At 50.9% G+C, this 24062-nt stretch carries 32 protein-coding genes and 3 tRNA genes; 16 read left to right on the top strand and 19 right to left on the bottom strand.

What is annotated here, in order from left to right:
- The first annotated feature begins 7 nt into the window (after window positions 1–7).
- Window positions 8–673, top strand: coding sequence for a TetR/AcrR family transcriptional regulator (locus tag AC50YL_RS02745; RefSeq protein WP_494829120.1), 666 nt, complete (start codon window positions 8–10; stop codon window positions 671–673).
- Window positions 674–754: 81 nt separating this feature from the next.
- On the opposite strand, the gene AC50YL_RS02750 is transcribed toward AC50YL_RS02745, so the two are convergent.
- On the bottom strand, window positions 755–1948 hold the full coding sequence (locus AC50YL_RS02750) for an MFS transporter (RefSeq protein WP_494829121.1): 1194 nt from the start codon (window positions 1946–1948) through the stop codon (window positions 755–757).
- A 19-nt stretch (window positions 1949–1967) separates the two neighbouring features.
- Entirely contained in the window at window positions 1968–3218 is a 1251-nt protein-coding gene (locus AC50YL_RS02755; RefSeq protein WP_494829123.1) for an MFS transporter, read from the bottom strand.
- Window positions 3219–3361: 143 nt separating this feature from the next.
- On the opposite strand from AC50YL_RS02755, the gene AC50YL_RS02760 reads away from it, so the two are divergent.
- Together AC50YL_RS02760 and AC50YL_RS02765 are read left to right on the top strand one after the other, a co-directional pair.
- Entirely contained in the window at window positions 3362–4828 is a 1467-nt protein-coding gene (locus AC50YL_RS02760; protein WP_494829125.1) for an aminotransferase class I/II-fold pyridoxal phosphate-dependent enzyme, read from the top strand.
- 118 nt (window positions 4829–4946) lie between these two features.
- Window positions 4947–5366: a DUF1885 family protein gene (locus AC50YL_RS02765; RefSeq protein ID WP_494829780.1), complete on the top strand. Its 420-nt coding sequence runs from the start codon at window positions 4947–4949 to the stop codon at window positions 5364–5366.
- Window positions 5367–5434: 68 nt separating this feature from the next.
- Here the strand turns inward: AC50YL_RS02765 and AC50YL_RS02770 are convergent, their stop codons facing one another.
- The 3 genes from AC50YL_RS02770 to AC50YL_RS02780 form a co-directional block, all read right to left on the bottom strand.
- Window positions 5435–5737, bottom strand: a complete 303-nt coding sequence (locus tag AC50YL_RS02770; protein WP_161740835.1) for a DUF1292 domain-containing protein — start codon at window positions 5735–5737, stop codon at window positions 5435–5437.
- A gap of 111 nt (window positions 5738–5848) precedes the next feature.
- Window positions 5849–6418, bottom strand: a complete 570-nt coding sequence (locus AC50YL_RS02775; protein WP_494829126.1) for a stalk domain-containing protein — start codon at window positions 6416–6418, stop codon at window positions 5849–5851.
- A gap of 157 nt (window positions 6419–6575) precedes the next feature.
- Window positions 6576–6791: a hypothetical protein gene (locus AC50YL_RS02780; protein WP_494829127.1), complete on the bottom strand. Its 216-nt coding sequence runs from the start codon at window positions 6789–6791 to the stop codon at window positions 6576–6578.
- A gap of 161 nt (window positions 6792–6952) precedes the next feature.
- Here AC50YL_RS02780 and AC50YL_RS02785 point away from each other — a divergent pair, with 161 nt between their 5' ends.
- Complete coding sequence (locus AC50YL_RS02785) at window positions 6953–7681, top strand: MBL fold metallo-hydrolase (RefSeq protein WP_494829128.1); 729 nt, start codon at window positions 6953–6955, stop codon at window positions 7679–7681.
- Window positions 7682–7767: 86 nt separating this feature from the next.
- On the opposite strand, the gene AC50YL_RS02790 is transcribed toward AC50YL_RS02785, so the two are convergent.
- From AC50YL_RS02790 to AC50YL_RS02800, 3 genes are all read right to left on the bottom strand, one after another.
- Complete coding sequence (locus AC50YL_RS02790) at window positions 7768–8034, bottom strand: DUF3892 domain-containing protein (RefSeq protein ID WP_494829129.1); 267 nt, start codon at window positions 8032–8034, stop codon at window positions 7768–7770.
- A gap of 115 nt (window positions 8035–8149) precedes the next feature.
- Window positions 8150–8407, bottom strand: coding sequence for a hypothetical protein (locus AC50YL_RS02795; protein WP_494829131.1), 258 nt, complete (start codon window positions 8405–8407; stop codon window positions 8150–8152).
- 81 nt (window positions 8408–8488) lie between these two features.
- Window positions 8489–8653, bottom strand: a complete 165-nt coding sequence (locus AC50YL_RS02800) for a hypothetical protein (RefSeq protein ID WP_328803892.1) — start codon at window positions 8651–8653, stop codon at window positions 8489–8491.
- A gap of 145 nt (window positions 8654–8798) precedes the next feature.
- Here AC50YL_RS02800 and AC50YL_RS02805 point away from each other — a divergent pair.
- Window positions 8799–8874, top strand: a tRNA-Val gene (locus tag AC50YL_RS02805).
- Window positions 8875–8993: 119 nt separating this feature from the next.
- Here the strand turns inward: AC50YL_RS02805 and AC50YL_RS02810 are convergent.
- The gene (locus AC50YL_RS02810) at window positions 8994–9917 is read right to left on the bottom strand and encodes a C40 family peptidase (protein ID WP_494829132.1); all 924 of its coding nucleotides are present in this window, start codon (window positions 9915–9917) and stop codon (window positions 8994–8996) included.
- A 199-nt stretch (window positions 9918–10116) separates the two neighbouring features.
- Between AC50YL_RS02810 and AC50YL_RS02815 the strand changes: the two genes are divergently transcribed.
- Window positions 10117–10192 (top strand) — tRNA-Val (locus AC50YL_RS02815).
- An 88-nt stretch (window positions 10193–10280) separates the two neighbouring features.
- On the opposite strand, the gene AC50YL_RS02820 is transcribed toward AC50YL_RS02815, so the two are convergent.
- The 3 genes from AC50YL_RS02820 to AC50YL_RS02830 all read right to left on the bottom strand — a co-directional run bounded on the left by AC50YL_RS02820 (window position 10281) and on the right by AC50YL_RS02830 (window position 11950).
- Window positions 10281–11201: a GH25 family lysozyme gene (locus AC50YL_RS02820; protein WP_494829134.1), complete on the bottom strand. Its 921-nt coding sequence runs from the start codon at window positions 11199–11201 to the stop codon at window positions 10281–10283.
- Complete coding sequence (locus AC50YL_RS02825; protein WP_494829135.1) at window positions 11179–11469, bottom strand: phage holin family protein; 291 nt, start codon at window positions 11467–11469, stop codon at window positions 11179–11181. Before AC50YL_RS02825 ends, AC50YL_RS02820 begins: the two co-directional genes overlap by 23 nt.
- 133 nt (window positions 11470–11602) lie before the next feature.
- Window positions 11603–11950, bottom strand: a complete 348-nt coding sequence (locus tag AC50YL_RS02830) for a hypothetical protein (protein ID WP_494829137.1) — start codon at window positions 11948–11950, stop codon at window positions 11603–11605.
- A gap of 183 nt (window positions 11951–12133) precedes the next feature.
- On the opposite strand from AC50YL_RS02830, the gene AC50YL_RS02835 reads away from it, so the two are divergent.
- On the top strand, window positions 12134–12472 hold the full coding sequence (locus tag AC50YL_RS02835) for a L,D-transpeptidase (RefSeq protein WP_494829138.1): 339 nt from the start codon (window positions 12134–12136) through the stop codon (window positions 12470–12472).
- 108 nt (window positions 12473–12580) lie between these two features.
- Window positions 12581–13573: an S-layer homology domain-containing protein gene (locus AC50YL_RS02840; protein WP_494829139.1), complete on the top strand. Its 993-nt coding sequence runs from the start codon at window positions 12581–12583 to the stop codon at window positions 13571–13573.
- 80 nt (window positions 13574–13653) lie between these two features.
- Here AC50YL_RS02840 and AC50YL_RS02845 read toward each other — a convergent pair whose 3' ends face one another.
- The 3 genes from AC50YL_RS02845 to AC50YL_RS02855 form a co-directional block, all read right to left on the bottom strand.
- The gene (locus AC50YL_RS02845; RefSeq protein ID WP_494829140.1) at window positions 13654–14469 is read right to left on the bottom strand and encodes an SPL family radical SAM protein; all 816 of its coding nucleotides are present in this window, start codon (window positions 14467–14469) and stop codon (window positions 13654–13656) included.
- A 13-nt stretch (window positions 14470–14482) separates the two neighbouring features.
- Window positions 14483–15193, bottom strand: a complete 711-nt coding sequence (locus AC50YL_RS02850; protein WP_494829782.1) for a uracil-DNA glycosylase — start codon at window positions 15191–15193, stop codon at window positions 14483–14485.
- A 221-nt stretch (window positions 15194–15414) separates the two neighbouring features.
- A tRNA-Leu gene (locus AC50YL_RS02855) sits at window positions 15415–15503 on the bottom strand.
- A 435-nt stretch (window positions 15504–15938) separates the two neighbouring features.
- Here AC50YL_RS02855 and AC50YL_RS02860 point away from each other — a divergent pair.
- From AC50YL_RS02860 to AC50YL_RS02885, 6 genes are all read left to right on the top strand, one after another.
- The gene (locus AC50YL_RS02860) at window positions 15939–16157 is read left to right on the top strand and encodes a helix-turn-helix domain-containing protein (protein WP_494829142.1); all 219 of its coding nucleotides are present in this window, start codon (window positions 15939–15941) and stop codon (window positions 16155–16157) included.
- Window positions 16157–16360 (top strand): helix-turn-helix domain-containing protein, encoded by a 204-nt coding sequence (locus tag AC50YL_RS02865; protein ID WP_494829143.1) that lies wholly within the window; start codon window positions 16157–16159, stop codon window positions 16358–16360. Before AC50YL_RS02860 ends, AC50YL_RS02865 begins: the two co-directional genes overlap by 1 nt.
- Before the next feature lie 2 nt (window positions 16361–16362).
- Window positions 16363–16605 (top strand): hypothetical protein, encoded by a 243-nt coding sequence (locus AC50YL_RS02870; protein ID WP_494829144.1) that lies wholly within the window; start codon window positions 16363–16365, stop codon window positions 16603–16605.
- Between the two features lie 205 nt (window positions 16606–16810).
- Window positions 16811–16990, top strand: a complete 180-nt coding sequence (locus AC50YL_RS02875; protein ID WP_494829784.1) for a helix-turn-helix domain-containing protein — start codon at window positions 16811–16813, stop codon at window positions 16988–16990.
- Window positions 16987–17601, top strand: a complete 615-nt coding sequence (locus tag AC50YL_RS02880) for a helix-turn-helix domain-containing protein (RefSeq protein ID WP_494829145.1) — start codon at window positions 16987–16989, stop codon at window positions 17599–17601. Before AC50YL_RS02875 ends, AC50YL_RS02880 begins: the two co-directional genes overlap by 4 nt.
- Before the next feature lie 553 nt (window positions 17602–18154).
- Window positions 18155–18730: a recombinase family protein gene (locus tag AC50YL_RS02885; protein WP_494829146.1), complete on the top strand. Its 576-nt coding sequence runs from the start codon at window positions 18155–18157 to the stop codon at window positions 18728–18730.
- Between the two features lie 156 nt (window positions 18731–18886).
- Here AC50YL_RS02885 and AC50YL_RS02890 read toward each other — a convergent pair whose 3' ends face one another.
- The 3 genes from AC50YL_RS02890 to AC50YL_RS02900 form a co-directional block, all read right to left on the bottom strand.
- Window positions 18887–19504, bottom strand: a complete 618-nt coding sequence (locus tag AC50YL_RS02890; RefSeq protein WP_494829147.1) for a Cap15 family cyclic dinucleotide receptor domain-containing protein — start codon at window positions 19502–19504, stop codon at window positions 18887–18889.
- A gap of 15 nt (window positions 19505–19519) precedes the next feature.
- On the bottom strand, window positions 19520–19900 hold the full coding sequence (locus tag AC50YL_RS02895) for a nucleotidyltransferase-like protein (RefSeq protein WP_494829149.1): 381 nt from the start codon (window positions 19898–19900) through the stop codon (window positions 19520–19522).
- Between the two features lie 194 nt (window positions 19901–20094).
- Window positions 20095–20406: a hypothetical protein gene (locus AC50YL_RS02900; RefSeq protein WP_494829150.1), complete on the bottom strand. Its 312-nt coding sequence runs from the start codon at window positions 20404–20406 to the stop codon at window positions 20095–20097.
- Between the two features lie 455 nt (window positions 20407–20861).
- Between AC50YL_RS02900 and AC50YL_RS02905 the strand changes: the two genes are divergently transcribed.
- Together AC50YL_RS02905 and AC50YL_RS02910 are read left to right on the top strand one after the other, a co-directional pair.
- Window positions 20862–21059: a hypothetical protein gene (locus tag AC50YL_RS02905; RefSeq protein ID WP_494829151.1), complete on the top strand. Its 198-nt coding sequence runs from the start codon at window positions 20862–20864 to the stop codon at window positions 21057–21059.
- Between the two features lie 347 nt (window positions 21060–21406).
- Entirely contained in the window at window positions 21407–22927 is a 1521-nt protein-coding gene (locus AC50YL_RS02910) for an HNH endonuclease (RefSeq protein ID WP_494829152.1), read from the top strand.
- A 69-nt stretch (window positions 22928–22996) separates the two neighbouring features.
- On the opposite strand, the gene AC50YL_RS02915 is transcribed toward AC50YL_RS02910, so the two are convergent.
- The gene (locus AC50YL_RS02915; protein ID WP_494829154.1) at window positions 22997–23944 is read right to left on the bottom strand and encodes a tyrosine-type recombinase/integrase; all 948 of its coding nucleotides are present in this window, start codon (window positions 23942–23944) and stop codon (window positions 22997–22999) included.
- Between the last annotated feature and the right edge of the window lie 118 nt (window positions 23945–24062).

A 24062-nucleotide genomic window follows, 5' to 3' on the forward strand; every position in this document is an offset into this window, starting at 1 on the left:
TGGCGTCATGGACGACACGAAGGAAGCATGGATCGAGGAACTGCTGAAGGGAGACGGCGCGTGCGGGAAAATGACGGAGAAGCAGTCGCGAATCGTCCAGTCGGCCATCGAGGTCTTCGCCGAGAAAGGCTACGCCTCTTCCTCCACGAGCGAGATCGCCCAGCGGGCAGGCGTGGCGGAGGGCACGATCTTCCGCCATTACAAGACGAAGAAGGACCTGCTGCTTGCCATCGTGGCGCCCGCGATGACGAAGCTGATCGCGCCTTTCGTGCTGCGCGGCTTCAATAAGGTGCTCGATTCGGAGTACGACAGCTATGACCAGGTACTGCGCGCCATGATCGAGAACCGGATCGACTTTCTGCAGAAGAACCGGAATATCCTGAAGATCCTGTTGCAGGAAATTCCGTTCCATCCCGAGATGCAGGAGCGGTTTCAACGGGACGTGCTCGGCATCGTCCTCGAGCGGTTGCAGCGCATCGTGGCCAAGTTTCAAGGACAAGGACTGATGGCGGAGCTGCCGTCGTCGACCGTCGTGCGGCTCAGCATCTCGGCGATCATGGGCTACATTGCCGTGCGGACGGTTTACGGCGAACGGGAGGATGCGGTCTGGGACGACGAGCGGGAACGCGAGGAGACGATACGATTCGTCATGCGCGGACTTGGTTTGGCCTGAACGACGACAAAAAGAAGCTTCGCGCGGCGCGCGAAGCTTCTTTTATATGACCTGCCTTTATCCAGTGACTGCCGGCATTCGCTATGCCGATGCCGACGGCTCCACCGCGCCGTGCTTGCGGTCCAAGCTGCGGAAACGGAACAAGAACAGGAGCGCGGCGATCGACAGAATGCCCCCCGCCACATAGGGCAGCGTAACATGCACATGGAACAAAGCGGCGCCCACGAGCGGGCCGATGATCCGGCCCAGGCTGTCCATCGACGAACTCAGGCCCGACGCCACGCCTTGCCCCACCGTCGTCTTCTGCGTAATGAGCGATGTCACGCAAGGGCGGATGAGCGCGTTGCCGATGCCGAAGATCGCCAGATAAATCGTCGCCGACGCTAACGTATGCGCGGACACCAGCAGCAGGAAACCGACGGCCGATATAACCAAGCCTGCCGCGATGTACATGGGCTCCTGCCCTTTGCGGATTCTTCTGCGCACGACGCCGCCCTGGATGAGGGCCCCGACCAGGCCGCAGATCAGGAACATGAAGCCGACCTGCAGCGGCGTCACGTCGAAGCGCTGCAAGCCGAACAGCTGAAGCGTCGCTTCGAGCCCGGCGAGCGACAGCGATACGAACAGCGCCAGTACGTAAAGATATTTCAACGAACCCGTGAAGGCGCTCCATCTGGACGGTTTGCGCTCCTGCGCCGTTTGCCGCATCTCCGGCGTGATCGATTCCGGGAGCTTCGTCACGGCGATGAAGAACGTGACGAGCGCCAGCGCGGCCGCCGCGAAGAACGGCGTATTGCCCGAGACGAGACTGAGCAGGCCGCCGAAGCCGGGTCCGATCGTGAATCCGAGGCCGATGGACATCCCGACGAGGCCCATGCCCTTAGTGCGCTGATCCGGCGGCGTGATATCCGCCACGTACGCGACGATCACGGACGTCACGGCGCCCGAGAACAAGCCGCCGAGCAGCCGCGAAGCGTACATGATCGGAAGGCTGCCGTCCGCGATGCCGAATACCAGGAAGCTCGCCGCGAAGCCGAGCACGCCGATCAAGATGACCGGACGGCGTCCGATCCGGTCCGATAAGCCGCCCCAAAGCGGCGAAATGATAAATGCTACGAGCGAATACAGGGACAGCATCATCCCCGTGTGGAATTCCACGGCTTCCGGGCTCGCTTCCTTAATAAGCTCCGGCAGAACCGGAATGATAATCCCGAAACCGATAAATGTCGTCATCAGCATGACCATTACGATGCCTAAACGTTTGTCTTTGTTCATCTTGTTCCCTCCACTCCAATCATCGTACCACATCTGTCCGATGCCTGGTTATGAACAAATGAAGAACAAACAAGACGAGCAGCACCGCGCCGCTGACGAGAAAAGGCGAGTGCGGCCCCAGCTTGTCCCACAGCTTGCCGGAGGAAATGCTGCCGAAGACCATGCCGAGTCCTTCGATCGTCAGAAAGAAGCCCCATACGGCGCCGCGCTCCGATTTCGGGATCGCCTGCGCGATCAGCGCGTTCCATGCCGGGATGATACAAGCGTAGCCGAGGCCGACGAAGGCCACGATCAGGAGCACGAGCGGCAGCGAACGCGAATAACCGAGCGCGATAAGCGAAACGGCGGCAACGACGAAGCCGACATGCAGGAACCACCGGGTTCCGAAGCGGTCCACCCATTTGCCGACCGGGATCAACCCGAGCACCGTCACGGCGCCTCCCGCCACCAAGTACATGCTGTACTGCCGCGGAGTCAGATGCAGCACCGTGCGCGCGTATTGCGTCAGCACCGGCGTCAGCAGTCCCAGCGCGAAATTCTGGGTAAACATCGCCGGGTAGAGCAGCTTGCTCGCGTGAAGCGATGCGCCGACTTTGGCAAAATACCGCCGCGCGCGGACCCTCCATGGCAGATGCGCATGTTCCGAGACATGCGGAACTTCGCGGTTCTCGAGCGCCATCGACTGCTTCCTGTTCGGAAGGAACAGCGCGACCAGCACGACGAACAGCATCATGCCGATCAGGATGCGGAATCCGGGCGCGTATGTATGGGCGATGAAGAAATTGATGACGATCGGTCCGCATCCGACGCCGGTCAGCCAGGCCATGTAGACGACGCTCATGATCGTGCCGCTGGATTCGTTGCCCGCCACGGTCGTCGCCCCGCTGATCACGCAGGGCCACAGCGGAGAAGTGCCGATGCCGAGCAGCAGGCAAGCGACCACGATCCAGCCGAAACCGCTCGTAAAGCTGATGATCAGCACGGACGCGCTGGTGAATAAGACGCCGAACAGCATCACGTAGCGATAACCGAAACGGTCGATGATCCAGCCCAGCGGCGAGCGGAACGCGTTATCCCCGATATATTGAAGCGCGAGCGCCCAGCCTACCGCGTAAGCGGTCAGGTTCAGCTCCTGTCTCATATAAACAGGAAGAATAGAAACGAGCAGCGCGCCTTTGACGAATTCAACGAAATACATAATGACGAGCAGCTGGACCACGAACGGCGAAGTCAGCACTTTTTTTCCCGCCCAGCTCTTTGCGATCTCCATTTCGGTTCCCCTTTCATGCCTATTTCCGGCTAAGCCTTCGTTCCTCTAGTCTCAACAAAAATGCCGCTTGCAATCCCCCCTGTTTTTGCTATACTCAACTTTGTTTGTAACAATCCAAGATGAAAGGCTGGGATGAAGAAGCAATGGATCATACCCGGACCCCGCTGTTCACCGCCCTGACGGAGCATGCGGCAAAAGACCCCGTTCAATTTCATATCCCCGGACACAAGAAGGGGATGGGCAGCGACCCCGAATTTCGCGCGTTTATCGGCGACAACGCCCTGTCGATCGATCTGATAAATATAGCGCCGCTCGACGATTTGCATCAACCGACCGGCGTCATCGAAGAAGCCCAAATATTGGCGGCCGACGCTTTCGGAGCCGATTATACCTTTTTTTCCGTGCAAGGAACAAGCGGCGCCATCATGACGATGATTCTGAGCGTCTGTTCGCCCGGCGACAAAATCATCGTCCCGCGCAACGTGCACAAATCGATCATGTCCGCCATCATCTTCGCCGGCGCCCGTCCGATCTTCATCTCGCCGGCGCGCGATTCCAATCTGGGGATCGACCACGGCATCACCACCCGCTCCGTGCAGCGGGCGCTTGACCGCCATCACGACGCGAAAGCCGTACTCGTTATTAACCCAACCTACTACGGCATATGCGCGGACCTGAAAGAAATCGTCGATCTCGTGCACAGCTACGATATTCCCGTCCTGGTGGACGAAGCGCACGGCGTGCTGATTCATTTCCATGAGAAGCTCCCGATGTCCGCCATGCAGGCCGGCGCCGATATGGCGGCCACGAGCGTGCACAAGCTGGGCGGCTCCATGACGCAGAGCTCGGTCCTGAACGTTCGCAGCGAACGGGTCAACCAGAAACGCGTCCAAACGATCATCAGCATGCTCACGACGACTTCGACCTCGTACATCCTCCTGGCTTCGCTCGACACGTCCCGCCGGAACTTGGCGATGAACGGCCATGACATCGCGGAGAAGGCCATCGATCTTGCCAAGTATGCGCGCACCGAGATCAACAATATGCCGGGCCTCTACTGCATCGGCGAAGAGATTCTCGGCACGGAAGCGACCTATGACTACGATCCGACCAAGCTGACGATTCACGTACGGCATCTCGGCATCACCGGCTACGAGACCGAGAACTGGCTGCGGGAGCATTACAACATCGAAGTCGAGCTCAGCGATATGTACAATATTCTGGCGCTCGTAACGCCGGGCGACACGGACGATTCCGTCGGCAAACTGCTCGTCGCCCTGCGCGACCTGGCCGCGCAGCATCAAGTGAACGAAGCCCACGAGCTCGTCGTCAAGATTCCGGAGATCCCGCATCTCTCGCTCACGCCGCGCGACGCGTTCTACGCCGCCACGGAGGTTGTGCCCTTCAAGGAATCCGCCGGTCGGATCATCGCGGAGTTCATCTACGTCTACCCGCCGGGCATTCCGATCCTGCTGCCGGGCGAGGTCATCTCCCAGACCAACATCGATTACATCGTCGACCACGTCGAAGTCGGATTACCGGTCAAAGGTCCAGAGGACCGCAGCATTCAATTCGTCAAGGTCATCGTGGAAGAAGAAGCCATCTCCTGATCCCGCCGTCCCCGGTGCTTGCCCGTCTCCAGGCGAGTCCCGGGGACTTTTTCGCTTCATTTCCGGTTATTGTCAATCGATTTTCGGAATGCTATGATGTTGGTGGGGGTGGACGATGATGAGTCAAAGCGCTTACATTAAATTCGTTCAAGGGTCCGCGGTCGAAGCTCTCAGCCTTGCGGAGGTGAAGGACCGGCTTAGCCGTTACAAGGAACAAACGGCGCTGACCGGTCAACAATTGGACTGGAATTACGTCGAGGCTGCCTTCCCGTACACGGTGGAGACGAAGCCGGGCGAAGAAGACCGCTGGTTCTATCTCAAAGGAACGACGCCGCAGTACAATCACATCCTGTTCGGCGTCGGGTCGGAAGCGGCCGGGGATGCCAGCGTATCGCATGTCCAGGTCGTACTCCCGGATTCCGCCACGCACGGCGACAAATCGAAGGCCAACGAACTGTGCAAGTATATGGCCAAACAGCTGAAAGCCGAGCTGAAGATGTTCAATGGCCGGACCATTTACTATAACCCGCGAAAATAGCATGCCGTCGTCCGTAAATCAAAAAAACTCCGCTGCCTTCCGGGCATCGGAGTTTTTGTTTGTGGTTGTTATTGGCCTTCGTTTTCGCGTTTTGCGATTTCTTCGTAGATCGCCGTGACGCGTTCCCATTCGGCATCGTCTTCGATCCCGACGAGGAATGCTTCGCCGTCTTCTTCCTCAATGCGGAAGATAACGCCGTCGGATTCCGGATCGTTGCGATCCAGCAGGACGGAGTATACCTGCTCTTCGGATTCGAACGTAAATACCATCACCATCTCGCGTTCATTGCCTTCCTCGTCCGTGACAAGGAATACGTGCTCTTCGTGGTCATGATCGTGATCGCAGTTCTCGTCATGCACGTGATCGCTCATTGTATACCCTCATTTCCATTCATAGATACTTTTCCTACGTATAGTATCATGGAACATGCTTCGGGTCAAACGAAAACGCCCCTGCCGATCCGGCAGGAACGCGAACGTTTTTTAAGGCGCTTTGGCCGTGATCGTCTTCTGCGAAACCAGGTTCCAATCGTCTGCGGCGGACACTTTCATATAGAAGTTAATCGTATATTTGCCGGCCGTATCGAAGGAATAGGCATAATCGTCGGTACGGTACCAGAAATTATCCTTGTCGACCGTAACGCCCTTGGATTGAATGATCTGCTCGTTGCCGCCGGGCTCGACGATCGTCACTTTAACAGCCGATATATTGGTCAGGAGATTATCGATTTGGGCGAATACTTTGAACGTGATTTTGTTGCCCTTGACGACGTTCCCGAAGATGGTCGTATCCTGGAAAAGAAACATATGCACGTTTGGTTTATAGATCGATACCTTCTTCGTGCCCTCGTCCCAAAACACCAGAGACTGCAGCGTATTCGCGACTTGGCGAACCGATAGGTAGGTTTTGCCGTCCGTGAAAATACCCGCGTCATCCAATTCGCTGCCGTTGACGATGACCCGGACGCGCTGCGACGCCGAATCCGCGAAGAGCATCGTCCCGCCCCACAAGGACATGACCAGCGACGCAATCAGAAGCTTTCTGAACTTCATGGTAGTAGACCTCCGTCCGTTAATCTGGATGTATGGTTATACTCCCCAAGTCGTCCAAAGTTGCGCCAATACAAAAAGTTTTTTCCTCCCGGCAAGCGTGTCGCACGATGTCGAAAACTGCGCTTGCCCGGGAAATACTAAACCGGAACTGGCATAACTACACGTACGTCCGCGTCAATATGCACGGCACGCCTTTGCCGACCGCGCCCGGCTGCTGCATGCTCTCGTGATACCGCATTCCTCTGGCGCACGGCGTCTTGCATACCGCGCACGTATCCGACAGCACTAATTTGAGCATAGCCTGCTTGCGTTCCGAAGCCGACTTTTGCTTTTTGACCGTTTTTCCTTTGCTCGGAGCTTTTCCTGGAGCCATAATATCCGCACCTGCCCTCTATGATCCGTTCATTGCTATCGTATGACGGACCCGGGCAAGCGTGCCTGGCCGATGCGTATGCCGCCGAAATAGTTTTTCTTTCCATTCGCGGCCGAAGATGATAAATTGAAAATTATTGCAAAACGGAGGAGGATGTCCCGATGGATATTCAAATGCTCGGAACGGGCAGCGCTTTTGCCAAAACGTATTTTAATACGAATGCGCTTCTATATGCGGATCAACATACGCTGCTGCTGGATTGCGGCGTTACGGCCTCTCAGTCCTTGTATCGGCTGGGCAAACCGATCGAGGAGATCGATGCCGTCCTGATCAGCCATATTCATGCCGACCATGTCGGAGGCATGGAGGAATTTGCCTTTCAAATGAAGTTCGTCTACGGACGCAAGCCCCTGCTGTTCATTCCGGAGCCGCTTGCGAAACCGTTATGGGAATCCTCGCTCAAGGGCGGCCTGCTGCAGGACGAATGCGCGTCGCTGGACGACTATTTCGACGTGCGGCTCATCCAGCCGAACACGAGAACCGAGCTGCTTCCCGGCCTTGCCGTCGAACCGATTCAAACCGCTCATATTCCGGGCAAGACCAGTTATTCCTATCTCATCAACGATACGTTCTTCTATTCCGCCGATCTCGTCTTCGACCCGGAACTGCTTCGGCGGCTCGTCGAAGACCGCGGCTGCTCGACGATCTTCCACGATTGCCAGTTGAAGCCGCCAGGCGTCGTTCATACGACCCTGGAAGAGCTGCAGTCGCTTCCTCCGTCGATCCAGGAACGCATCTGGCTGATGCATTACGATGACACGAAGCCGCAGTTCGAAGGAAAAACCGGCGTCATGCGCTTCGTCGAACAGCACGAGCGGTATTGTTTCTAGCGATCGGCAGTTCCTTGCTCTCAACAACAAAAAGCCCGCTGAGCGGGCTTTTTCGCATGAATCGCAGTTTGCCGGGTTTGAGCGACCTAATAGGTCGGCAGTTGGTCCAGGTTGTTCGTCGGGTCGCCATCCGCATCGCCGCGGATATACGTCTCGCCGTCTCTGCCTTTGAATGCGTTGACGCCTTCGATCGTACCGTCTTTCACGGCCGACAAGGCCTCTTCGTAGTTCAATTCGCGGCCGGTCGAGGTTTTGAAGGACGTCAAATCTCCGTCGCCGTTCTTGCGCGCTGCCACGAACGTCTCTCTGCCGGCTCCCGCCGCCTCGTCATTCGGGTCATACAAACGTACCATCGGAATTCCTCCTTCATCATTTGGATGCCCATGTAGGATTTCACATCGACCGGGCGCTTATGCATGGCGAGGACACTAAAAAGCCCGGCATGCGGACGGCAGCCGGACCGAGTCTTTAATTCGTATTCATCAGGGGAGGCTTCTCCTGCTCGGCGGCAGGCTGTCCCGGCATTCTCGGTACGAGCTCATGCGTCTCGCCCGGAGGTTCGTAGACGTCGCCGAACACGGACTGATCCTGCGGCTGCGGATAAACCGCCCTTGTCACGCTGTCGAACAACGGCGCCTTCGGGCCGGATACCGTGACGGCCGGATTGGACCGCGCGCATCCCGCGCAAAACAACAAAAGCAAAATCGCGCTCAATCGTGTTTTCATGGCTACCACTCCCGAATATGGAAAAACTATCTGGGAATAGTATACCCGCTGGAACGGAAATCAAACGCGGGGCCGCCCCGCCTACCGCTTCCCTCCCGCTTCCGGAGGCAGTTTACGCTTCCAAACATATTGCTCGTCATAACTCGTGGAATCTTGAATGACCATTTTTGCCACATACACGCATACCGTGCCGACAATGCCAAACAGCCCGATCAGCCATACCGCCAAATAGGCAGCTTCCTCCACTAGACAACCCGCCTCTCCAGAAATCAAAGCTTGAGTACACCATATGCGGCTTTACGAACATTTAGAATCTTTTTTTGTGAATAATGGTTGACTTCGTTTTGCCGGTTTGATATATTATTACTTGTCACTGAAACGAACTACATATGATCTGGTAGCTCAGCTGGGAGAGCACTATCTTGACAGGGTAGGGGTCACAGGTTCGAACCCTGTCCAGATCACCATTATTTAATTGACGAAATCCTTAAGTAATTAAGGGTTTTTTATTTTTTACCTCACGAAAGAGGCCCGTGCGACGTCGCACGGGCCTTCGTTTTGCTTCTATGGACGAGATACGACTCGCTCACAGCACCCTTCGCGCCCACATGAAGCGTTTATCCCAATCCCCTTCCAATGCGGTTATCGTGACCCCTGGATTGCCGTAGGTCTGAATGATCTTATTGCCGCCCAGATACAGCCCTACATTGCCGACGGCATCGTTGCTTCCGAATCTGCCGGGGGTATAGAAGAAGACGAGGTCGCCCGGCATGAGCTTATTGCGGGACACGTAGGACCCGACCGTCGATTGGGACTTTGCCGTCCGCGGAAGCGCAACGCCGACATGGCCGAATACATACTGCATGAACGAGGAGCAGTCGAATGCATGGCTTTGCGCGTACGGCTCGGCATTGAATGCGTACGGCGTGCTCAGCAGCGTCTTCGCGAATGCGATCGCCTCCTTCGCCTTTCCGTTATCGGAATCGACCGATTCGGCTCGCAAGGTATTGCCGCGGATATCCATCGTCGTGTTCTTCGTCGGTTCTCCGCTCGGTCTAGGCGATACGACGATCGTGTTGCTGGTCTTGTCCCATCTCACCGGCGTCTGCAGCAACTGCGAGAGCGAGCCGACTTCCAGGTAGAGCGTATGCCCGACCATGCGAGGCGCTTCGCGAAGTTGCACGACATCGTCGCCGATTTTGGCGCTTGCGGAATTCATGGACAACGTGTACAACGGGTCGCCGAAGCCCATTGCAGCCGTACGGCTCTTCGGATTGACCGCATACCGGTAGTTTAACAGCGCCGCCGCCCGATCTGCGGGAATCCATAGTCGGCCGTTTTGCTTCAGGCCGTTCGCTTCGAATACCCTCGCATCGCCTTGCGTGCGGAGATGGACGACATTGCCGGCGTTCGCGGCTTTCGATTCGGCCCCATCGTCTTTGCCCGCACATGCAGTCACGCACGAGGACAATAAAAGTGCGGCAGTCAAGATCAGCATGTATCGTTTCATAGGGTACGGATCCTCCCGTTCGTGCACGCGTATGTATGGATCGTTCTTCCATACGGAACTATAGTATGACCGGGCAACGCTGCGAGTATGCAAACTGCGCCGGATGGGCATGAAGCCGCGAAAAAAAATCTTGCCAACCCCCTTGCATTTTTCTCATCCCGCCGCTATAATAAATTTCACTGAGAAAAAATTTGGTTATGATCTGGTAGCTCAGCTGGGAGAGCACTATCTTGACAGGGTAGGGGTCACAGGTTCGAACCCTGTCCAGATCACCATCCACCATTCATTAAAGCCCTTGAGCAATCAAGGGTTTTTTTTATATTCGTTACAAACCCCCGCTGAACGCGTTCAGCGGGGGCTTGTTTATTTGTACAGGTATACTTTCTTCGTGCCGTGATCCCACGACGCTTTCCCGCCGAGCAGCTCCGCGGCAGCCCTGACGCCGATATACGTTTTCCCGTCGATCAGCTTGAACTTATCGACCCGTTTGCCGTCGGCGTAAGGGGAGGCTTCCGACGCCCTCCACTCGACCGGAACGCCCAGCGCTTCGCCAAGCTGGCGCAGCGGGAGATACGCATGCCCGTCGATGATCCGGCCGTATGCGGCGAGCTGATCGTTGACGACGATCTTGATCCGGTCGTCCGCGGTCGGTTTCGGCACCGGGACGCCGCCCTCGCCGGAATGTTCATCGAAGAATGCCTTCTCCATCGCGTTGACGTCGGTACTGCCTTTAATGCCGTCAATCGTTCCTTTGGACGTATATTGAAACACCGACCATTGCGGCCAGATGCCGTTATCCATCGGCTTATCGGTGCCGTAGTGGGCAACCCAGAGCGGCCATTTGGCGAGGCTTTTGCCCAGGTATGTCTTGGCGAAGCTCGCGCCGGTGTAAATCATGACCGGATGGCCCGTCAGGCGTTTCACTTCCTTCAACCATGCCGTACACCATGTCGTCAGCGCGCCTAATTCGGAAGCGTCGCCCTCCACGTCCAGCACATGCGGGAAGTCGGCCTTCAATCCTTTTACGATCTGAACGAAATGCGCTGCTTCCGCGGCGGCGGTGTTCAGCTCCGGATGGGCGTAATGATAGAAGCCGATCCGCAAGCCTGACTGGGCGGCTTCCGATGCGTTCGCCGCGAACCGGGGATCGACGAACGAAGCGCCTTCGGTCGCCTTGATGAAGGCGCCGGCCACGCCGCCGGCCTTTACCTCGTTCCAATCGATACTGCCCTGATGATGCGAGACGTCGATGACGGTCACGTTACTGGCTTGTCTTGCCTGCATCGTCGCCGGACGCTCCTTTCTGCGCCTGCTTGATCAGCTGGCTGCCGTACACCGATACGGCGCCGGTCAGTATGCCCTGCAGCACGCTCTTGACGTTAAACCCCAGCATAAACAGCGAAACGATCACCGCAAACGCCGTGATGATATATACGATCGTCCAATCCGGGACGCGGGGCGTTCTTTTCAAGGTATAGCCGAGTACCCAGCATGCAACGAGCAGGATATAGAGCGAGGGATCGATCAGCTCCTGAATGGCATCGAAATCCATATCTATCAACCTCCGTTTTTAATAGAATATGAAGCTAGCCGGCCGATGGTGCAAATGGTGTGACCAGCCGTCACCTCCATAGACGCAAAAACGGATAATGCCTGGGCGGGCATTATCCGTTCTCGTCGGAGTGCTAGGAGGTATAACCGGGAAGGTTCGCGTTCTGATTGGTGAGCTTGGGCAAGATGTTCATCGCTTCGATATGAGCCTTCGTTTCCGGCGTTCCGAGCTCGTATACGAAAGCGTATAAATCAAGCAAGTCTTCGCTGAATTCTTCCGTCGAAGGATCGCGCTCCGCCGATTTATACGGGATCAACGCCCTGGCCGAGGTCCGTTCGTCGTTCCGATCCTCCCGGTCCAATTTGCGCCGCAGCTGTTCCAGCTGCTTGTCGGTTCCCCGGATGGCCAAGTGATCCGTTTCCGGCGCTTCCGCTTGAATCGTACGCGCGGATATCGATACGTAATACGTCGGCAATATCATGATTTACGTCCCCTTTCGCGGCGACCGTGCTTAATACGGGCGAGCAAGCGCCCCATCCCGCCATAATCTTTTTTACACCGGCGGTCCGCAGTCGAAACGCTGGCCTTCTTCGCCTCCCGGCCGCTGCATCCAATCCTCCTTTCCGGCGCGCACATATGATGGACGAAAAGGAGGGAATGGACAATGCCCAATTACCGGATCATCGTGGATTTATCCGACCGCCAGCTGTATTTGCTCGATGGCAATATCGTCGTCAGGGGCTTTCCGGTCGGCATCGGCAAAATGCTCACGAGAACGCCTACGGGAAACTACGAAATCATCAACAAGCAGCTCAATCCCGGCGGGCCGTTCGGCGCGTTGTGGATGGGGCTCTCCAAGCCGCATTACGGCATTCACGGCACGAACGATCCCGGCTCCATCGGGCGCGAAGTTTCGCACGGCTGCATTAGGATGTACAATGAAGACGTGATGGCGTTGTCCGCGCTCGTGCCCATTCATACGAGAGTGACGATTCGACCATAGATGTCGACCAAGGCAAGGCGCCGCCCGGGTTCTTGCAACTTTTCACGAACCGGGTGCGTCTACATAATCGAAGGCTGGTACAAGAATCTGGAAAATGGGGTGTATAGGATGAAACGACCAATCGTGGCTGTTAGCGTTGTTTTGCTGGTGTTCGTGGCATTGACGCAGTCCGTATGGGCATTCTCGGATACGAAGGGGCACCCGAACGATGCCAAAATTTCCGAGCTGCAGAAGCTCGGCATCTTGTCGGGCGATCCGAAGGCGGATACGTTCGACCCGAACGGCAAGCTGACCTACGCGGCCGGTATCTCGATGATCGTGAACGGCCTCGGCTTGAACCTGGACGGCATGAACTTCATTAAAGAACCGAAAGTAACGGACAGCTTCCCGAACATGAAGGACGACGCCTGGTACGCGAACGCGTTCATTATCGCCGCCATGAACGGGCTGGATATTCCGCGGGAGACGAAAGCGGGAGACATCATGACGCGTGAGCAATTCGCGCATCATTTGATGCAGGCGCTGCTTAAGAAGGGCGATTATGCCTTCATCGATCTCTATGTGGTGTTGAAGGACGAAGCGGACGTCAATCCGGATTATATGGGCAGCATCCAGACTTTGCTGGTATCCGGCATCGCGAAGCTGGACGACACGCAGCTCTTCAATCCGAAAGGGGCGATCACGCGCGGCGACGCCGCAGGCTGGCTCTACGACACGATTCAATTCGTCGCCAAGAACACGCCGATCGAGCCTCCGGCGGATCAACAACCGTTCCCGCTTACGGGACTGAAGCTGTCGACCAAGGCGATCAGCGCCGACGTCAACGAAGTGACGGTCTTCGCGCAAGCGCCGAATCCCGGCTACGGCGTCCGCGTCGCATCGATTAACTTCGACGGCGATCAAGCCGTCATTACCGTCGCGCCAATCTATCCCGACAAAGACAAGTCGTTCGCGCAAGTCATCACCGAGGTGAAGGCTGTCACGTACGTGTCCTCCGCGTTCAAGCCTGTGCTCGGCAACAACGTCTCCGGCGGCGGCTCCGCGGCAATCGGCGGTTCGACGGGTATCATCGGCAGCGACGGCGATACGCAGAACGAGTAGGCATCAGGGACACAGTACAAATCAGCCAGCACGCAAAGAAGCCCTCGCGGATGCGAGGGCTTCTTCTTATTTATTATCGATTAGGGCAGGAACCCTTCCTGGCCGAAATAGACGCTATTCGCGGACATCTGCCGTCTCAAATCCTCGACGAAGCGATCCGCCGTCTCCGGCGCATACAGCGATTCCGCGCCCATCGCGCGATATCGTTCGCCCATCTGCAGCTGCGCCGAGCGCTTTCCCCCGCTCCCGTCTCCGCGAAAGAAATCGTCCACCACGACGCGATCGACCGCGGCGGCGATCAAGGCGGGAAAAGCCTCGCTGCACGGCAGCAGCGGCGATATCGCGGCTTGAACCGGTATGCCGGCCTGCCGAAGCTCGCGTATGGCGCGCAGCCTGGCCGCGAGCGGCGGCGCGGATGGCGTGAGTTCCTTGCGGACGGCTTCCAGATCCGTTTCAACCGTCATGCTGACCCTTACCCGCTCCCCGAACCTCCGCAGGAGATCGATATCCCGCAGCACGAGCGGACTCCGCGTCTGCACGAGGAGGAATTCCGGCAGCTCCTCCGCCATCGCCTCCAAGACCCGGCGCGTGAGGCGTTCCATGTGCTCCGCCGGCTGATACGGATCGGTAGCCGACGACATGAACACCGTCAGGCCCCCTTTTGCAATCGCCCTTCGCCATTCCCGGCGGAAGCTGTCGCCGTCGAAGCGCTTCGGCTCCACCCATTCGCCCCACGGGCTGCCTCTGAATAACGCGAGCGGCATTCGCCTCACATAGCAGTAGGAGCAGCCGAACGTACAACCGATATACGGATTCAACGTATACGCATAGCCCGTCAGATAGCCCGAGGCGGGATTCAGCCAGCGGACGGCCTTCTGCTTCTCTTGCTCAACCATGTGCGCTCACCTCTTATTGTCCGCCGCCGGCTGCCGCTTCCAGCTCCGCGAGCGAAGGAATGGACCACTGGACTTCTTCCGAGCCGATCTGCCGCAAGCAGGCATTGATTTTGGAATACGGACGGCTCCCGAAGAAGCCCCGTCGCGCCGAGAGCGGGCTTGGATGCGGCGACGCGATGACGAAGTGGCGGCCCGTATCGATCAACGATTCTTTCGCCTGCGCATGCTTGCCCCACAGCACGAAGACGACGGGCCGCTCCCGCTTGTTGAGCTCCGCGATGACGCCATCCGTGAACCGCTCCCATCCGAGCCCCTGATGCGATGCTGGCTGCCCGTCAACGACGGTCAAGACCGTATTCAGCAGCAACACGCCTTGCTTCGCCCAAGGTATCAGGCAGCCGTGGTCCGGTATGTCGCAGCCGAGATCGTCCTGCAGCTCCTTCAACATATTCAGCAGCGAAGGCGGCTTCTTCACGCCCGGGAGCACCGAGAAGCTGAGCCCGTGCGCCTGTCCGGGACCGTGGTACGGGTCCTGACCGAGGATGACGGCCTTCGTGTCCGCGCAGGCGGTATGCCGAAAGGCATTAAAAATCGCATCCTGCTTCGGATAAACGGTCTCCTCCCGATATTGCCGCGATACGGTTTCCAGCAGCCGTTGAAAATACGGCTCGTCCCATTCGCGCTCGAGCACCTGGGACCAATCGTTGTCAAACGTCGGTTTTATCATCGTCATCTCCCCCGTTCATGGAAAACCTCCACTGCATCGATCCGTAAGCTCCAGAGCCGCCGCGCGGAGGAAGGTTGTTCTACTAGTATAGGGGAGTCTGGGCATGAATTTCAAATAATCGTGGCGTCATTCGTAGTCAAATAGAAAACCTCCTTCGACGGTCCGACGATTCATCGGAGCTTCAAAGGAGGTCTATTTCAAACCTTAGATTATTTAGTTGGTGCCGAGGACGGGAATCGAACCCGTACGGTGGTCACCCACCGCAGGATTTTAAGTCCTGTGCGTCTGCCAGTTCCGCCACCCCGGCTTACAAACCCTTGCTACATAAGGCTTCCCGGCATTTTTGCAATTTGTACCGTTCAGCTAGTCGCACAGTATTTTTAATATTAAAAGCGATATATCGCATTTTCAATAGTCTGAATCCTGTGCGTTAAGACAAAGAGTAATTTATCATGTTTGCCTCCTACTTGCAAGCCCGCTTCTTCTGTTCGTCCTCCTAAGCTTTAGAAATATACCCCTTCATGTCCAATTCCTAAGTACATCCAAATCCCAATATTAACTGTTCACACCTAGTTAAACCCACATTTTTAATAATACACAAATGCACACATTATCCTAAAAAACGTTATCTTCATTCCCTCTCCCCTATTCCAAAACTAATAATCCGTCCTTATTGGAGAAATATAGTTTTTTCTTTATTTGTACAAGAATTTGTTAATCTTGCCGCCTGATTACTTATATTGTGACTGTAACCAATTCACAACTGAAAGGAGCGGTTCTCATCGAACGCTTATTCACTATCCGCGAGGTAATGGAAATTTTATCACTTTCTTACACTACGATTTACTCAATGTGTCAAAACAGCACTCTGCCAAGCTGTAAAGTCGGTGGCTCTATTCGGATTCCTCAGGAAAGTCTCAGGAACTTCATTCTCAATAACACTACAGGAGGTCAACAGTAATGGAAAACATGCAAACGTTTCTAGGGCGCTTGTACTCTGCCGATGAAGTTTCCAAACTTCTGAGCATTGATATGAATACCTGCTACAAATGGCTTGGAGAGGGACGCATTAAAGCTATGAAGTTGGCAGGAACGTTATGGCGTATACGAGAAGCCGATTTAAAAGCCTTTGTAGAGCAATCAATTAATGAGGGGAGACGCTAGTCATGGAAAAACTCTACACTTTGGCAACGATTGCTCACAAGCTATCGGCTTCAAATCGCGGACGGTTCATAAGTGAAGATACCGTAATGTCTTGGGTAAGAAGCGGTACGTTACAAGCTGAACGAGTACCAAGCAACAAGCGAGGATATGGAAGATACCCTTACTTGGTTATGGAAGCCCACCTAATGAAAGTGCTACAAGAAAAGGGTTACGATACTACGCTTATCGTGCCGAACGCCGAATAGCAGCCCGAATGGTAATGGACACAAAAAGCCCCTGCTGAGTCATGGCAGGGGCAATAAGAAGGAACGTGTACATTTATTATAGGCAAGTTATCTCGCAACAGAACGCCACCATGTAACGATTACTAATGTGAGAAGGTTATTTTTTTAACCTTTGCTGTCACTAACTTAGAACAACTTCAAGGAGGAACAGGACATGAAAGAGATAATGAGTCGCAAAGAAGCCGCTAAAGTCGTCGGGGTAAGCCCTAGGACGATTCTGAGAGCGATACAATCCTGTCAGCTTGACGCTGTGAAGATAGGTGAAGGCAAGACGTCAACCTATATCATCGAACGTGCAGACCTAATAGAATACTCAGACAAGCGGAAGGAGCGTAAATGCCAATGAGTACACAATTCAGCTACAGTAGAGAAGCCACAAACGAATACCTCCCTAAAATCGCCAAAGAATCAACCTTTACAGACCATCATAAGGGATTCACAATCGTTCCTCATAAGTTCCTTAGATGTTACGGTCTCTCGGAATATGAAAAGTTGATTCTGATTGACTTATGGTCTTACATGGGGGATAAGCACTATTGCTACCCTTCACTTGAAACAATCGCCCGGAATGTAGGTTGCAGTTCAAAGACGGTTGAACGCCACATGGAAGCACTAGGTAAAAAGAAACTGGTACTTATTAGCAGTAGTCAGAGGAATCATACGTACTACCTTCCTAATGACTTGCATAAGAACCCGTACTTGCTTATGTCGGAAAAAACACATGAGTTCATCAATGAAGTTAGAAATAAGGTCAATGATTACAAGTTGAGTCAGTGGATTAAAGGTGAAGTAAATAGCGATGCTTACTTTGGATACATCGCTAAGCTGACTAACACCATGAAGCATGAGTTCCGTTTCGATAAAGGTGATTCTGAGAGACGGTGTTTACAAGAGTACATGCAGTATCTAAAAGAGCGTTACGACAAGAAGTTCAAGACACTAGACAACGTGTCCTAATAACAGACATTATATCCGAATTAACAGACTTCCTGACCAAATACGAGCCGCTATGTCTGATATGGTTATGCAACTTGTGACAAACAGAATCTCTGTCTATAAAAAAGACCTAATTTCTGTTAAAGGGTCAGGGAGTCTGTTACTTGGAAGAATTGTCGAAGACACTAGACACGGGGTCTGTCTAATAATAAACACTAAAAACAATCATTCTAAGAATCAAAGTAGATACATCTTGAAGAAGAATCAGGGCTTCGCCCCTTTCAGCGACGTGACCATTCATACTAAATGTAAAGAAGGTCATATTTCCCTCAGCTTTATGGTTATTCCTTCTCCCATCCTCTTATATCTCCAAATTTGCCCATTGAGGTACAGCCGCCATCGTAGTTTAATAAATGGTACGAAAACGATTGTTTATGAAACGTTTCCAAAACGTCTTGAAACGTTCCCGATTCCGCTAAAAAATCGGTACGATACCCGTTCCAATATCATATTTACGAAATGGTACGTTTATGATACGATGAGCGAAACGATACATACAAAGGGGACGATACGAATGAAAATCGCATATGCGCGGGTATCGACCGCTGACCAATCGCTTGATCTTCAATTAGACACATTGAAAGCTTACGGCTTCGATAAAGTTTACACCGAGAAGGCAAGTGGTGGCAACGATGATCGCCCGGAACTTGCGAAGGCGCTGGACAATCTTCGTGAAGGCGATACGTTCATCGTCTACAAGCTTGATCGTTTGGCGCGGTCGACGCAAAAGTTATTCGACGTTCTACTTCACTTGAACAAGAACGGCGTCGAGTTTGTAAGCCTATCCGATAAGATAGACACATCTACCGCCGCAGGAAAGGCGCTATTCGGCATGATGGCGGTATTCGCGGAGTTTGAACGGGACATTATTCGAGAACGTACAGTAGCGGGGCTAGAAGCTGCTAGAGCGCGGGGAAGAAACGGTGGGCGTCCAAAGACCGATGCCAAGAAGCTTGATAAGGCGATTAAGCTATACGAAGGCAAGTCGCATAGCGTCAGCGAGATCGAAGAATTAACGGGCGTTACGAAGGGGTCATTGTATCGCGAACTTAATCGGAGAAAGCGGGATGCAACACAAGAGACAGTCTGAGAGCCGTTTAGGGCTATATAAGGACTGATAGAAGCAGAGCCACCAATTATTAGGGCGGCTCTTTTTGTTAAGAACAATCGAGCTAACGAGCTAATAACTCCCCCTCAATATAAAAAGCCATTTGAGATATCTCAAATAGCTTGATATTATAATGGTTTACCTGAAAATTTTTTTACTAATACGTTGAATTTCAATAGTCCCCGTAGTCTGCCGCAATGTCCAGTAGTCGCCCTTTAGTTGAAGATTAGGGCTTTGATGTATCTCCAGTTTTGCGGTACCATCGTGCCAAGGGTTAAAACTCACTGTATTAGCTGATGCCTTACTCGTGTAGGTATAACATAATTCCTGTGTTTGTGTTTCTAAATCAGTCCTAAAACCTGCCAAATAACTTTTGCTAATCATTTTATCAGTATGAACCTCAACACTTATTGAAATAAATGTCTGTCTGATGAATACCTTCAACTTTGTTGGTTCAACCGTATTACCCGTTCGAGGGTCAGTCCAATTCGAGCGCACAGTACCTTCCCATGTTCCATGCAGGTTTGGAACAAGAACAATTAAAGGATTTAACAGCGGTATCCAATGATACTGCCATATCCATTTTTTGAATACAAAATGAAAAAAAAATGTAACCAAGGATGCAGAAGAAATACTTTTAAGCACGTTTACATAAGTTACATCAGAAATATCCGAAGTAGCAATTAATATTGATACACAAAAAGCAATTATTCCCACAGTCACAAGTATTTTATTATAATTATCTTGATTATACACCGACGTTGCCCCTATCTAAAACGCATGGTTGTAAGCTTTTAGAATGAATGCGTTGACTTCTTCTCTTTTATATGAACGCCCGCCATGGAAGAGGTAAAGTAAATCCGATACCTCCCCCCACTCCTTACAACCACTCTCTTCCTTGGTGTTGTGGTAAAGGTATGCAAGGACATTTTTCACATCATCAACATATGTATTGTTATCAAAATGAACATTCGGCACGTTCCAAACAAGACCTTCAATTAAAAATGAAGATATGTTATCAAGACCACTGACCCCCTCATCTACCATAATGTTTTTCAGTCTTTTAATAATCCTGACAATCCGTTTAAAGTTCCTTCCTGTTTCTTCATTCTTTTTAACACCATTAATATAATGTTGTTCAGGAAAGTTCACTACTTTCTCACCAGTGCTACTATAAAATTGTGTGCCCGTTATGTATGAACCATCCTTGCTATATCTTCGATGTTCAAAACAGGCCACTACATCAGCATCTACCCTATAAGTGTTTGACTTTACATCAAAAGCTTTTTTTCCCTTCCTTACATTTTCACGACCAAATTTCCTTACAAGAGCGCGTTCAATATCGTCTAAGTATTGTTTAAAAGTATAACTTGAAGGGACAATCCAAAATCTCCGATTTTCATGCCTTCGGGAACATTTGAAAAGACAGTTGATTTTAACTTAACGCAAATATCAACATCACTACTTAATCTCACATTAGTGTTATTATGATATGACCCTTGTGGTATAAATACGATATTTGAGTTTTTGATTTGATCTTCCTCTTTAATTGCCGCTTTTATCATAGATAAGGCACGCTCACATTTTTCTTCTTCATTATCACTTGAACGTTTAGACCACTTTGAAAAAGTATCTTCAAGGTTTGTCTTCCAGCTCATATTAAGCCCCCTAAGCATCGTTTTTAATAGGAATATTGTACCATATTATTTGAACGTACGTTCGCATAAATATTCGACATTCGCGTTCTATTAAATTTTACTTGTTTTACACATCCTACGTCCCCCCCCTGCCGAATGATTTGGCTTTTGTTATTGCAGCAGAGTTTACCCTCGACTGCTCCGCACCAAATTTTTCTGAAAAGTGCTCTCCTGCACATTTCATTAGATCAGGAAACTGGGTTATACAATAGAGATTCCATATTGGAATACCATATTTTGACATATGAGAAATGCTGTGATAAACTCCTGACATACCTTATTTATGGGGGCGTGGAAGGATGGAAATACTTACAATTTGCGTATCAATAATTTGTATAATATTAACAGCTATCACCGCAGTTATGAACTATAAGACACTAAAATTACTTAAGAAGAAATAGGAAGCGGGTTGGCAAATGAATAATGCAGACTTGAAAGACAAACTCACAAGAATGGAAGACAAGATAGATGGTCTTACCAATCTAGTGAAGGATTTAATTACAGATGGGAACCACCAACGAACTATGCCTCAACCAAAGCTTCAAAAACCGATGAATGAAGAGAATACGGCTTCACGGAAAGCGTTATTGGAAGCACGACTAAGCAAATTGTGAAAGGCTCATTTGAAGTTCTGAGAATCGATTACAGGCAGGCTAACGCAGGAACAACACAGAGCGCCTCCCTCCTACTCCCAAACCATAAGGACAGCTCTATTGTTGTGTATTACGGTGACTTGCACACAGGCTTTATACAGCCCTCCTACCCCGTAACGACAGAATCGCTTTATTTATTCGCGACAGAAAGTTCACCTTCGGTTTGTTCCGCACAAATTTTCTGAGTTTCCTGTACAACACTTTAAGTTACAAGGACACTATACTTCTATTCAAGTTTTGAATAACATCTTATAGTAATGTAAGTTTTTTTAGTAGACAGATTGGAGATTCTCAAAGGTGGGCTGCTAGTGAATCACAGCATTCAGACATTAATGAGTGACTATGAGAACTATCTCAATAATGATAAAGGGCTGAAGTCTACTGACAAGTATGTTGCAGTATTAGCCGCTTACTTAAATAATTATTTTTATAAGGAACTTTTAAGCAGTGAATATGAGACTGTGTTTAATGTTGAAAAGATGCTTTCATTTAGTAGAGAGAACCCTCGGGGAGAGTTTAGGGCATCATTGGTTAACTTGCTCGAATTATTAAGAAATCGTGAGCAGATTAATCACCCCAAATACCTTGAATTAAAGGATGTAATAGAGACTGCATTTAGTACAAGAGAACATAACGAAGTCAGGCAGAACAAGAAGAATGAATTCTTAACCTTACGGGACATAAAATTTATCTTTAGTAGCTCTGTAAAATATACATCCGAAGATGAAGAAAAAACCGCGCCATTAGTGTTTGCCCTTACCTTCTTCTATGGAATGGAGCAGAGATATGTTTGCAATCTTAGGTTGCGGGACTTTAGATTGGATGAGAACCTGATAAGAAACGTATTTCATGTTGAAGACAATAGATTAGTTGAGTGGCTAACTCTAGATAACATAACAAAGGAATATCTAGTAACTTATTTTAAATACAGAGATAAGTTGAATATTTCAGATGATAAACTTTTTAAAACAGAAGGTTCGAGTGATCATGGGTTTATTAACCCGAAGTTTTATGTTTTTGAGCGAAATGAAAACAAATTTAGTATGGATAACGTTGATATAAACTCAAGATTGTTAATAAAAAGTATGATGTTATTCTCGCTTATTAGTTCCGAAGGTATGTGTATCAGAGATTTTTTAATGAGGTTTAAAAGAGACAACAAGCAGCTTAATTACGCCCTAAACGAGTATTTAACCAAGTATAAAGTAGGGGCAATTGGAACGGCAGTTACCTTAAAAGATGTAGTGTCAGCAACCGAGAGAGCAATTGAACGATCACCTAATATAACTTCAATCGAAAAGCATGCACAGATTAAGACTGATGATGACGATTTCCTAAATAGGCATGAACCTTATTCGGAGGAAAAAGACTTAAACATGGATGACTTTACAAATTACCTAGAATCGAAACAGAACTTGGAATTCAATAAAATAAGTATTCAACGTATGGTAAGAGATTCGAGTATTGCTAAATGGCTCAAAGAAAAATATGGTCATCGTTGTCAATTGTGCTCATACAGATTAAGAAATTCTGACGGTGGATATTATTCGGAAGCACACCACATTAAACCGTATAATCAAACCCACAAGGGAGATGACAGTGTTAGAAATCTTATTGTTTTATGTCCGAATTGTCATGCTCAATTTGATGATTTATATTTTGCAATAAACCCAAACGATATGTTAGTACACTGTGCTTACGAAGATGAAGATTATCATTTGGAATCACTTCACTTTGTAGAAGGGCACACTCTTGGAAAAGAGTATTTAGAATATACTTGGGAGTTGTTTCTCTCTAAGAACAGAGAAGAGAAAAATAATCAAATTTAGACTCAGTATTAATTGTCACATTACAAATGGAGGGGCGATGTCATAGACACCGCCCCTTTCGTGTTCGGTTTATATCCTGCCTGCCCTTTTCTTAATAGGCATGAGTCTATTCAGCGGAGAAGCCATCGCATGTTGTTCCTTCATGTCGCTCTCAGCAAGGTTTACATATCTTTTCGTCATGGTTAGGTCAGTGTGACCTAATGACCGTTGCAAAGCCAAGGCGTTCCCCCCGCCACGCAAGAAACCGACAGCAAAACAGTGGCGGAGATCATAGGGGATAATTTTAGCACCCAACTTCTTCGAGTACATTTCCATACGGTCACCCCAAGTGTAACGAGTCAGGGAACTCCCTTCATTCTTGCAAAATATCGGCGTTCCTTTCTTCCATTCCTTCGGGCGGTTTGCAATCAGTTCGCTAATAGCTTTAGCGGTCTGAAGACTAAGATTCAGCGTCCTTGAAACCCGTGTCTTCGCGTTCTCTGCCCTTACATACATTTCACAAGCCCGTGCATTAAAATCGTCAGGAAGCAGGGAGAACGCTTCTTTGGGGCGGATTCCTGTATCAAGCGTAAGTAAGATTAAAGCGTAATCCCTAAGTCCTACATACGTCTTCTTATCAGGCGCGTTGATTAGGGCTATAAGCGTTTCTTCTTCATGCTGCACTACCCTCCCCTCCGCTCTACGCTTCTTAAAGCCCTGTAAAGGGTTTTGAGAGAAAAGCCCTGTCTTATCTACGCACCAATCATAGAAGGCCCGTAAGTACACGAGACGATTGTTATATGTCGCAGGTTTGATATGCTCTGCAAAGTATTCACAGAGCAATTTTTCCAACTGGTGGGGCTGACTTCCAAATGCATCAGGATAACGCTTATAGAATTGACTCACATGACGCTTATAGTCGTCTAACGTTTGCTTACTAAGCCCCTGAGCCTTCTTCCATGACATGAATTGCTCTAATGTTTCTTCCCATGTTGTGGGAACGTGCTCACTGATTTTCAATACTCTTCCTCTCGTCATGATGTGCATGACTCCTTTCGTGTTTCCCCAAGTAATAATCGTTACTTGTAGGTACAACATTGCGAAAGAAGCCGGAAGTTTTTCATGGAATCCTGTGCGCATGAAAAAAAGCCCTAAT

This window comes from Paenibacillus sp. J22P277 (genome assembly GCF_059383675.1).

Excerpts from the sequence above, each read along its gene's own strand:
- AC50YL_RS02795 (WP_494829131.1), bottom strand. The coding sequence starts at position 8,407 with ATGAAAACACGATTGAGCGCGATTTTGCTTTTGTTGTTTTGCGCGGGA.
- AC50YL_RS02880 (WP_494829145.1), top strand. The coding sequence starts at position 16,987 with ATGAGTACACAATTCAGCTACAGTAGAGAAGCCACAAACGAATACCTC.
- AC50YL_RS02760 (WP_494829125.1), top strand. The coding sequence starts at position 3,362 with ATGGATCATACCCGGACCCCGCTGTTCACCGCCCTGACGGAGCATGCG.
- AC50YL_RS02775 (WP_494829126.1), bottom strand. The coding sequence starts at position 6,418 with ATGAAGTTCAGAAAGCTTCTGATTGCGTCGCTGGTCATGTCCTTGTGG.
- AC50YL_RS02750 (WP_494829121.1), bottom strand. The coding sequence starts at position 1,948 with ATGAACAAAGACAAACGTTTAGGCATCGTAATGGTCATGCTGATGACG.
- AC50YL_RS02825 (WP_494829135.1), bottom strand. The coding sequence starts at position 11,469 with ATGGATTTCGATGCCATTCAGGAGCTGATCGATCCCTCGCTCTATATC.
- AC50YL_RS02745 (WP_494829120.1), top strand. The coding sequence starts at position 8 with ATGGACGACACGAAGGAAGCATGGATCGAGGAACTGCTGAAGGGAGAC.
- AC50YL_RS02905 (WP_494829151.1), top strand. The coding sequence starts at position 20,862 with ATGAATAATGCAGACTTGAAAGACAAACTCACAAGAATGGAAGACAAG.
- AC50YL_RS02875 (WP_494829784.1), top strand. The coding sequence starts at position 16,811 with ATGAGTCGCAAAGAAGCCGCTAAAGTCGTCGGGGTAAGCCCTAGGACG.
- AC50YL_RS02900 (WP_494829150.1), bottom strand. The coding sequence starts at position 20,406 with ATGAGCTGGAAGACAAACCTTGAAGATACTTTTTCAAAGTGGTCTAAA.
- AC50YL_RS02840 (WP_494829139.1), top strand. The coding sequence starts at position 12,581 with ATGAAACGACCAATCGTGGCTGTTAGCGTTGTTTTGCTGGTGTTCGTG.
- AC50YL_RS02830 (WP_494829137.1), bottom strand. The coding sequence starts at position 11,950 with ATGATATTGCCGACGTATTACGTATCGATATCCGCGCGTACGATTCAA.
- AC50YL_RS02820 (WP_494829134.1), bottom strand. The coding sequence starts at position 11,201 with ATGCAGGCAAGACAAGCCAGTAACGTGACCGTCATCGACGTCTCGCAT.
- AC50YL_RS02780 (WP_494829127.1), bottom strand. The coding sequence starts at position 6,791 with ATGGCTCCAGGAAAAGCTCCGAGCAAAGGAAAAACGGTCAAAAAGCAA.
- AC50YL_RS02790 (WP_494829129.1), bottom strand. The coding sequence starts at position 8,034 with ATGGTACGTTTGTATGACCCGAATGACGAGGCGGCGGGAGCCGGCAGA.
- AC50YL_RS02755 (WP_494829123.1), bottom strand. The coding sequence starts at position 3,218 with ATGGAGATCGCAAAGAGCTGGGCGGGAAAAAAAGTGCTGACTTCGCCG.
- AC50YL_RS02765 (WP_494829780.1), top strand. The coding sequence starts at position 4,947 with ATGAGTCAAAGCGCTTACATTAAATTCGTTCAAGGGTCCGCGGTCGAA.
- AC50YL_RS02915 (WP_494829154.1), bottom strand. The coding sequence starts at position 23,944 with ATGACGAGAGGAAGAGTATTGAAAATCAGTGAGCACGTTCCCACAACA.
- AC50YL_RS02870 (WP_494829144.1), top strand. The coding sequence starts at position 16,363 with ATGGAAAAACTCTACACTTTGGCAACGATTGCTCACAAGCTATCGGCT.
- AC50YL_RS02885 (WP_494829146.1), top strand. The coding sequence starts at position 18,155 with ATGAAAATCGCATATGCGCGGGTATCGACCGCTGACCAATCGCTTGAT.
- AC50YL_RS02770 (WP_161740835.1), bottom strand. The coding sequence starts at position 5,737 with ATGAGCGATCACGTGCATGACGAGAACTGCGATCACGATCATGACCAC.
- AC50YL_RS02845 (WP_494829140.1), bottom strand. The coding sequence starts at position 14,469 with ATGGTTGAGCAAGAGAAGCAGAAGGCCGTCCGCTGGCTGAATCCCGCC.
- AC50YL_RS02865 (WP_494829143.1), top strand. The coding sequence starts at position 16,157 with ATGGAAAACATGCAAACGTTTCTAGGGCGCTTGTACTCTGCCGATGAA.
- AC50YL_RS02810 (WP_494829132.1), bottom strand. The coding sequence starts at position 9,917 with ATGAAACGATACATGCTGATCTTGACTGCCGCACTTTTATTGTCCTCG.
- AC50YL_RS02785 (WP_494829128.1), top strand. The coding sequence starts at position 6,953 with ATGGATATTCAAATGCTCGGAACGGGCAGCGCTTTTGCCAAAACGTAT.
- AC50YL_RS02835 (WP_494829138.1), top strand. The coding sequence starts at position 12,134 with ATGCCCAATTACCGGATCATCGTGGATTTATCCGACCGCCAGCTGTAT.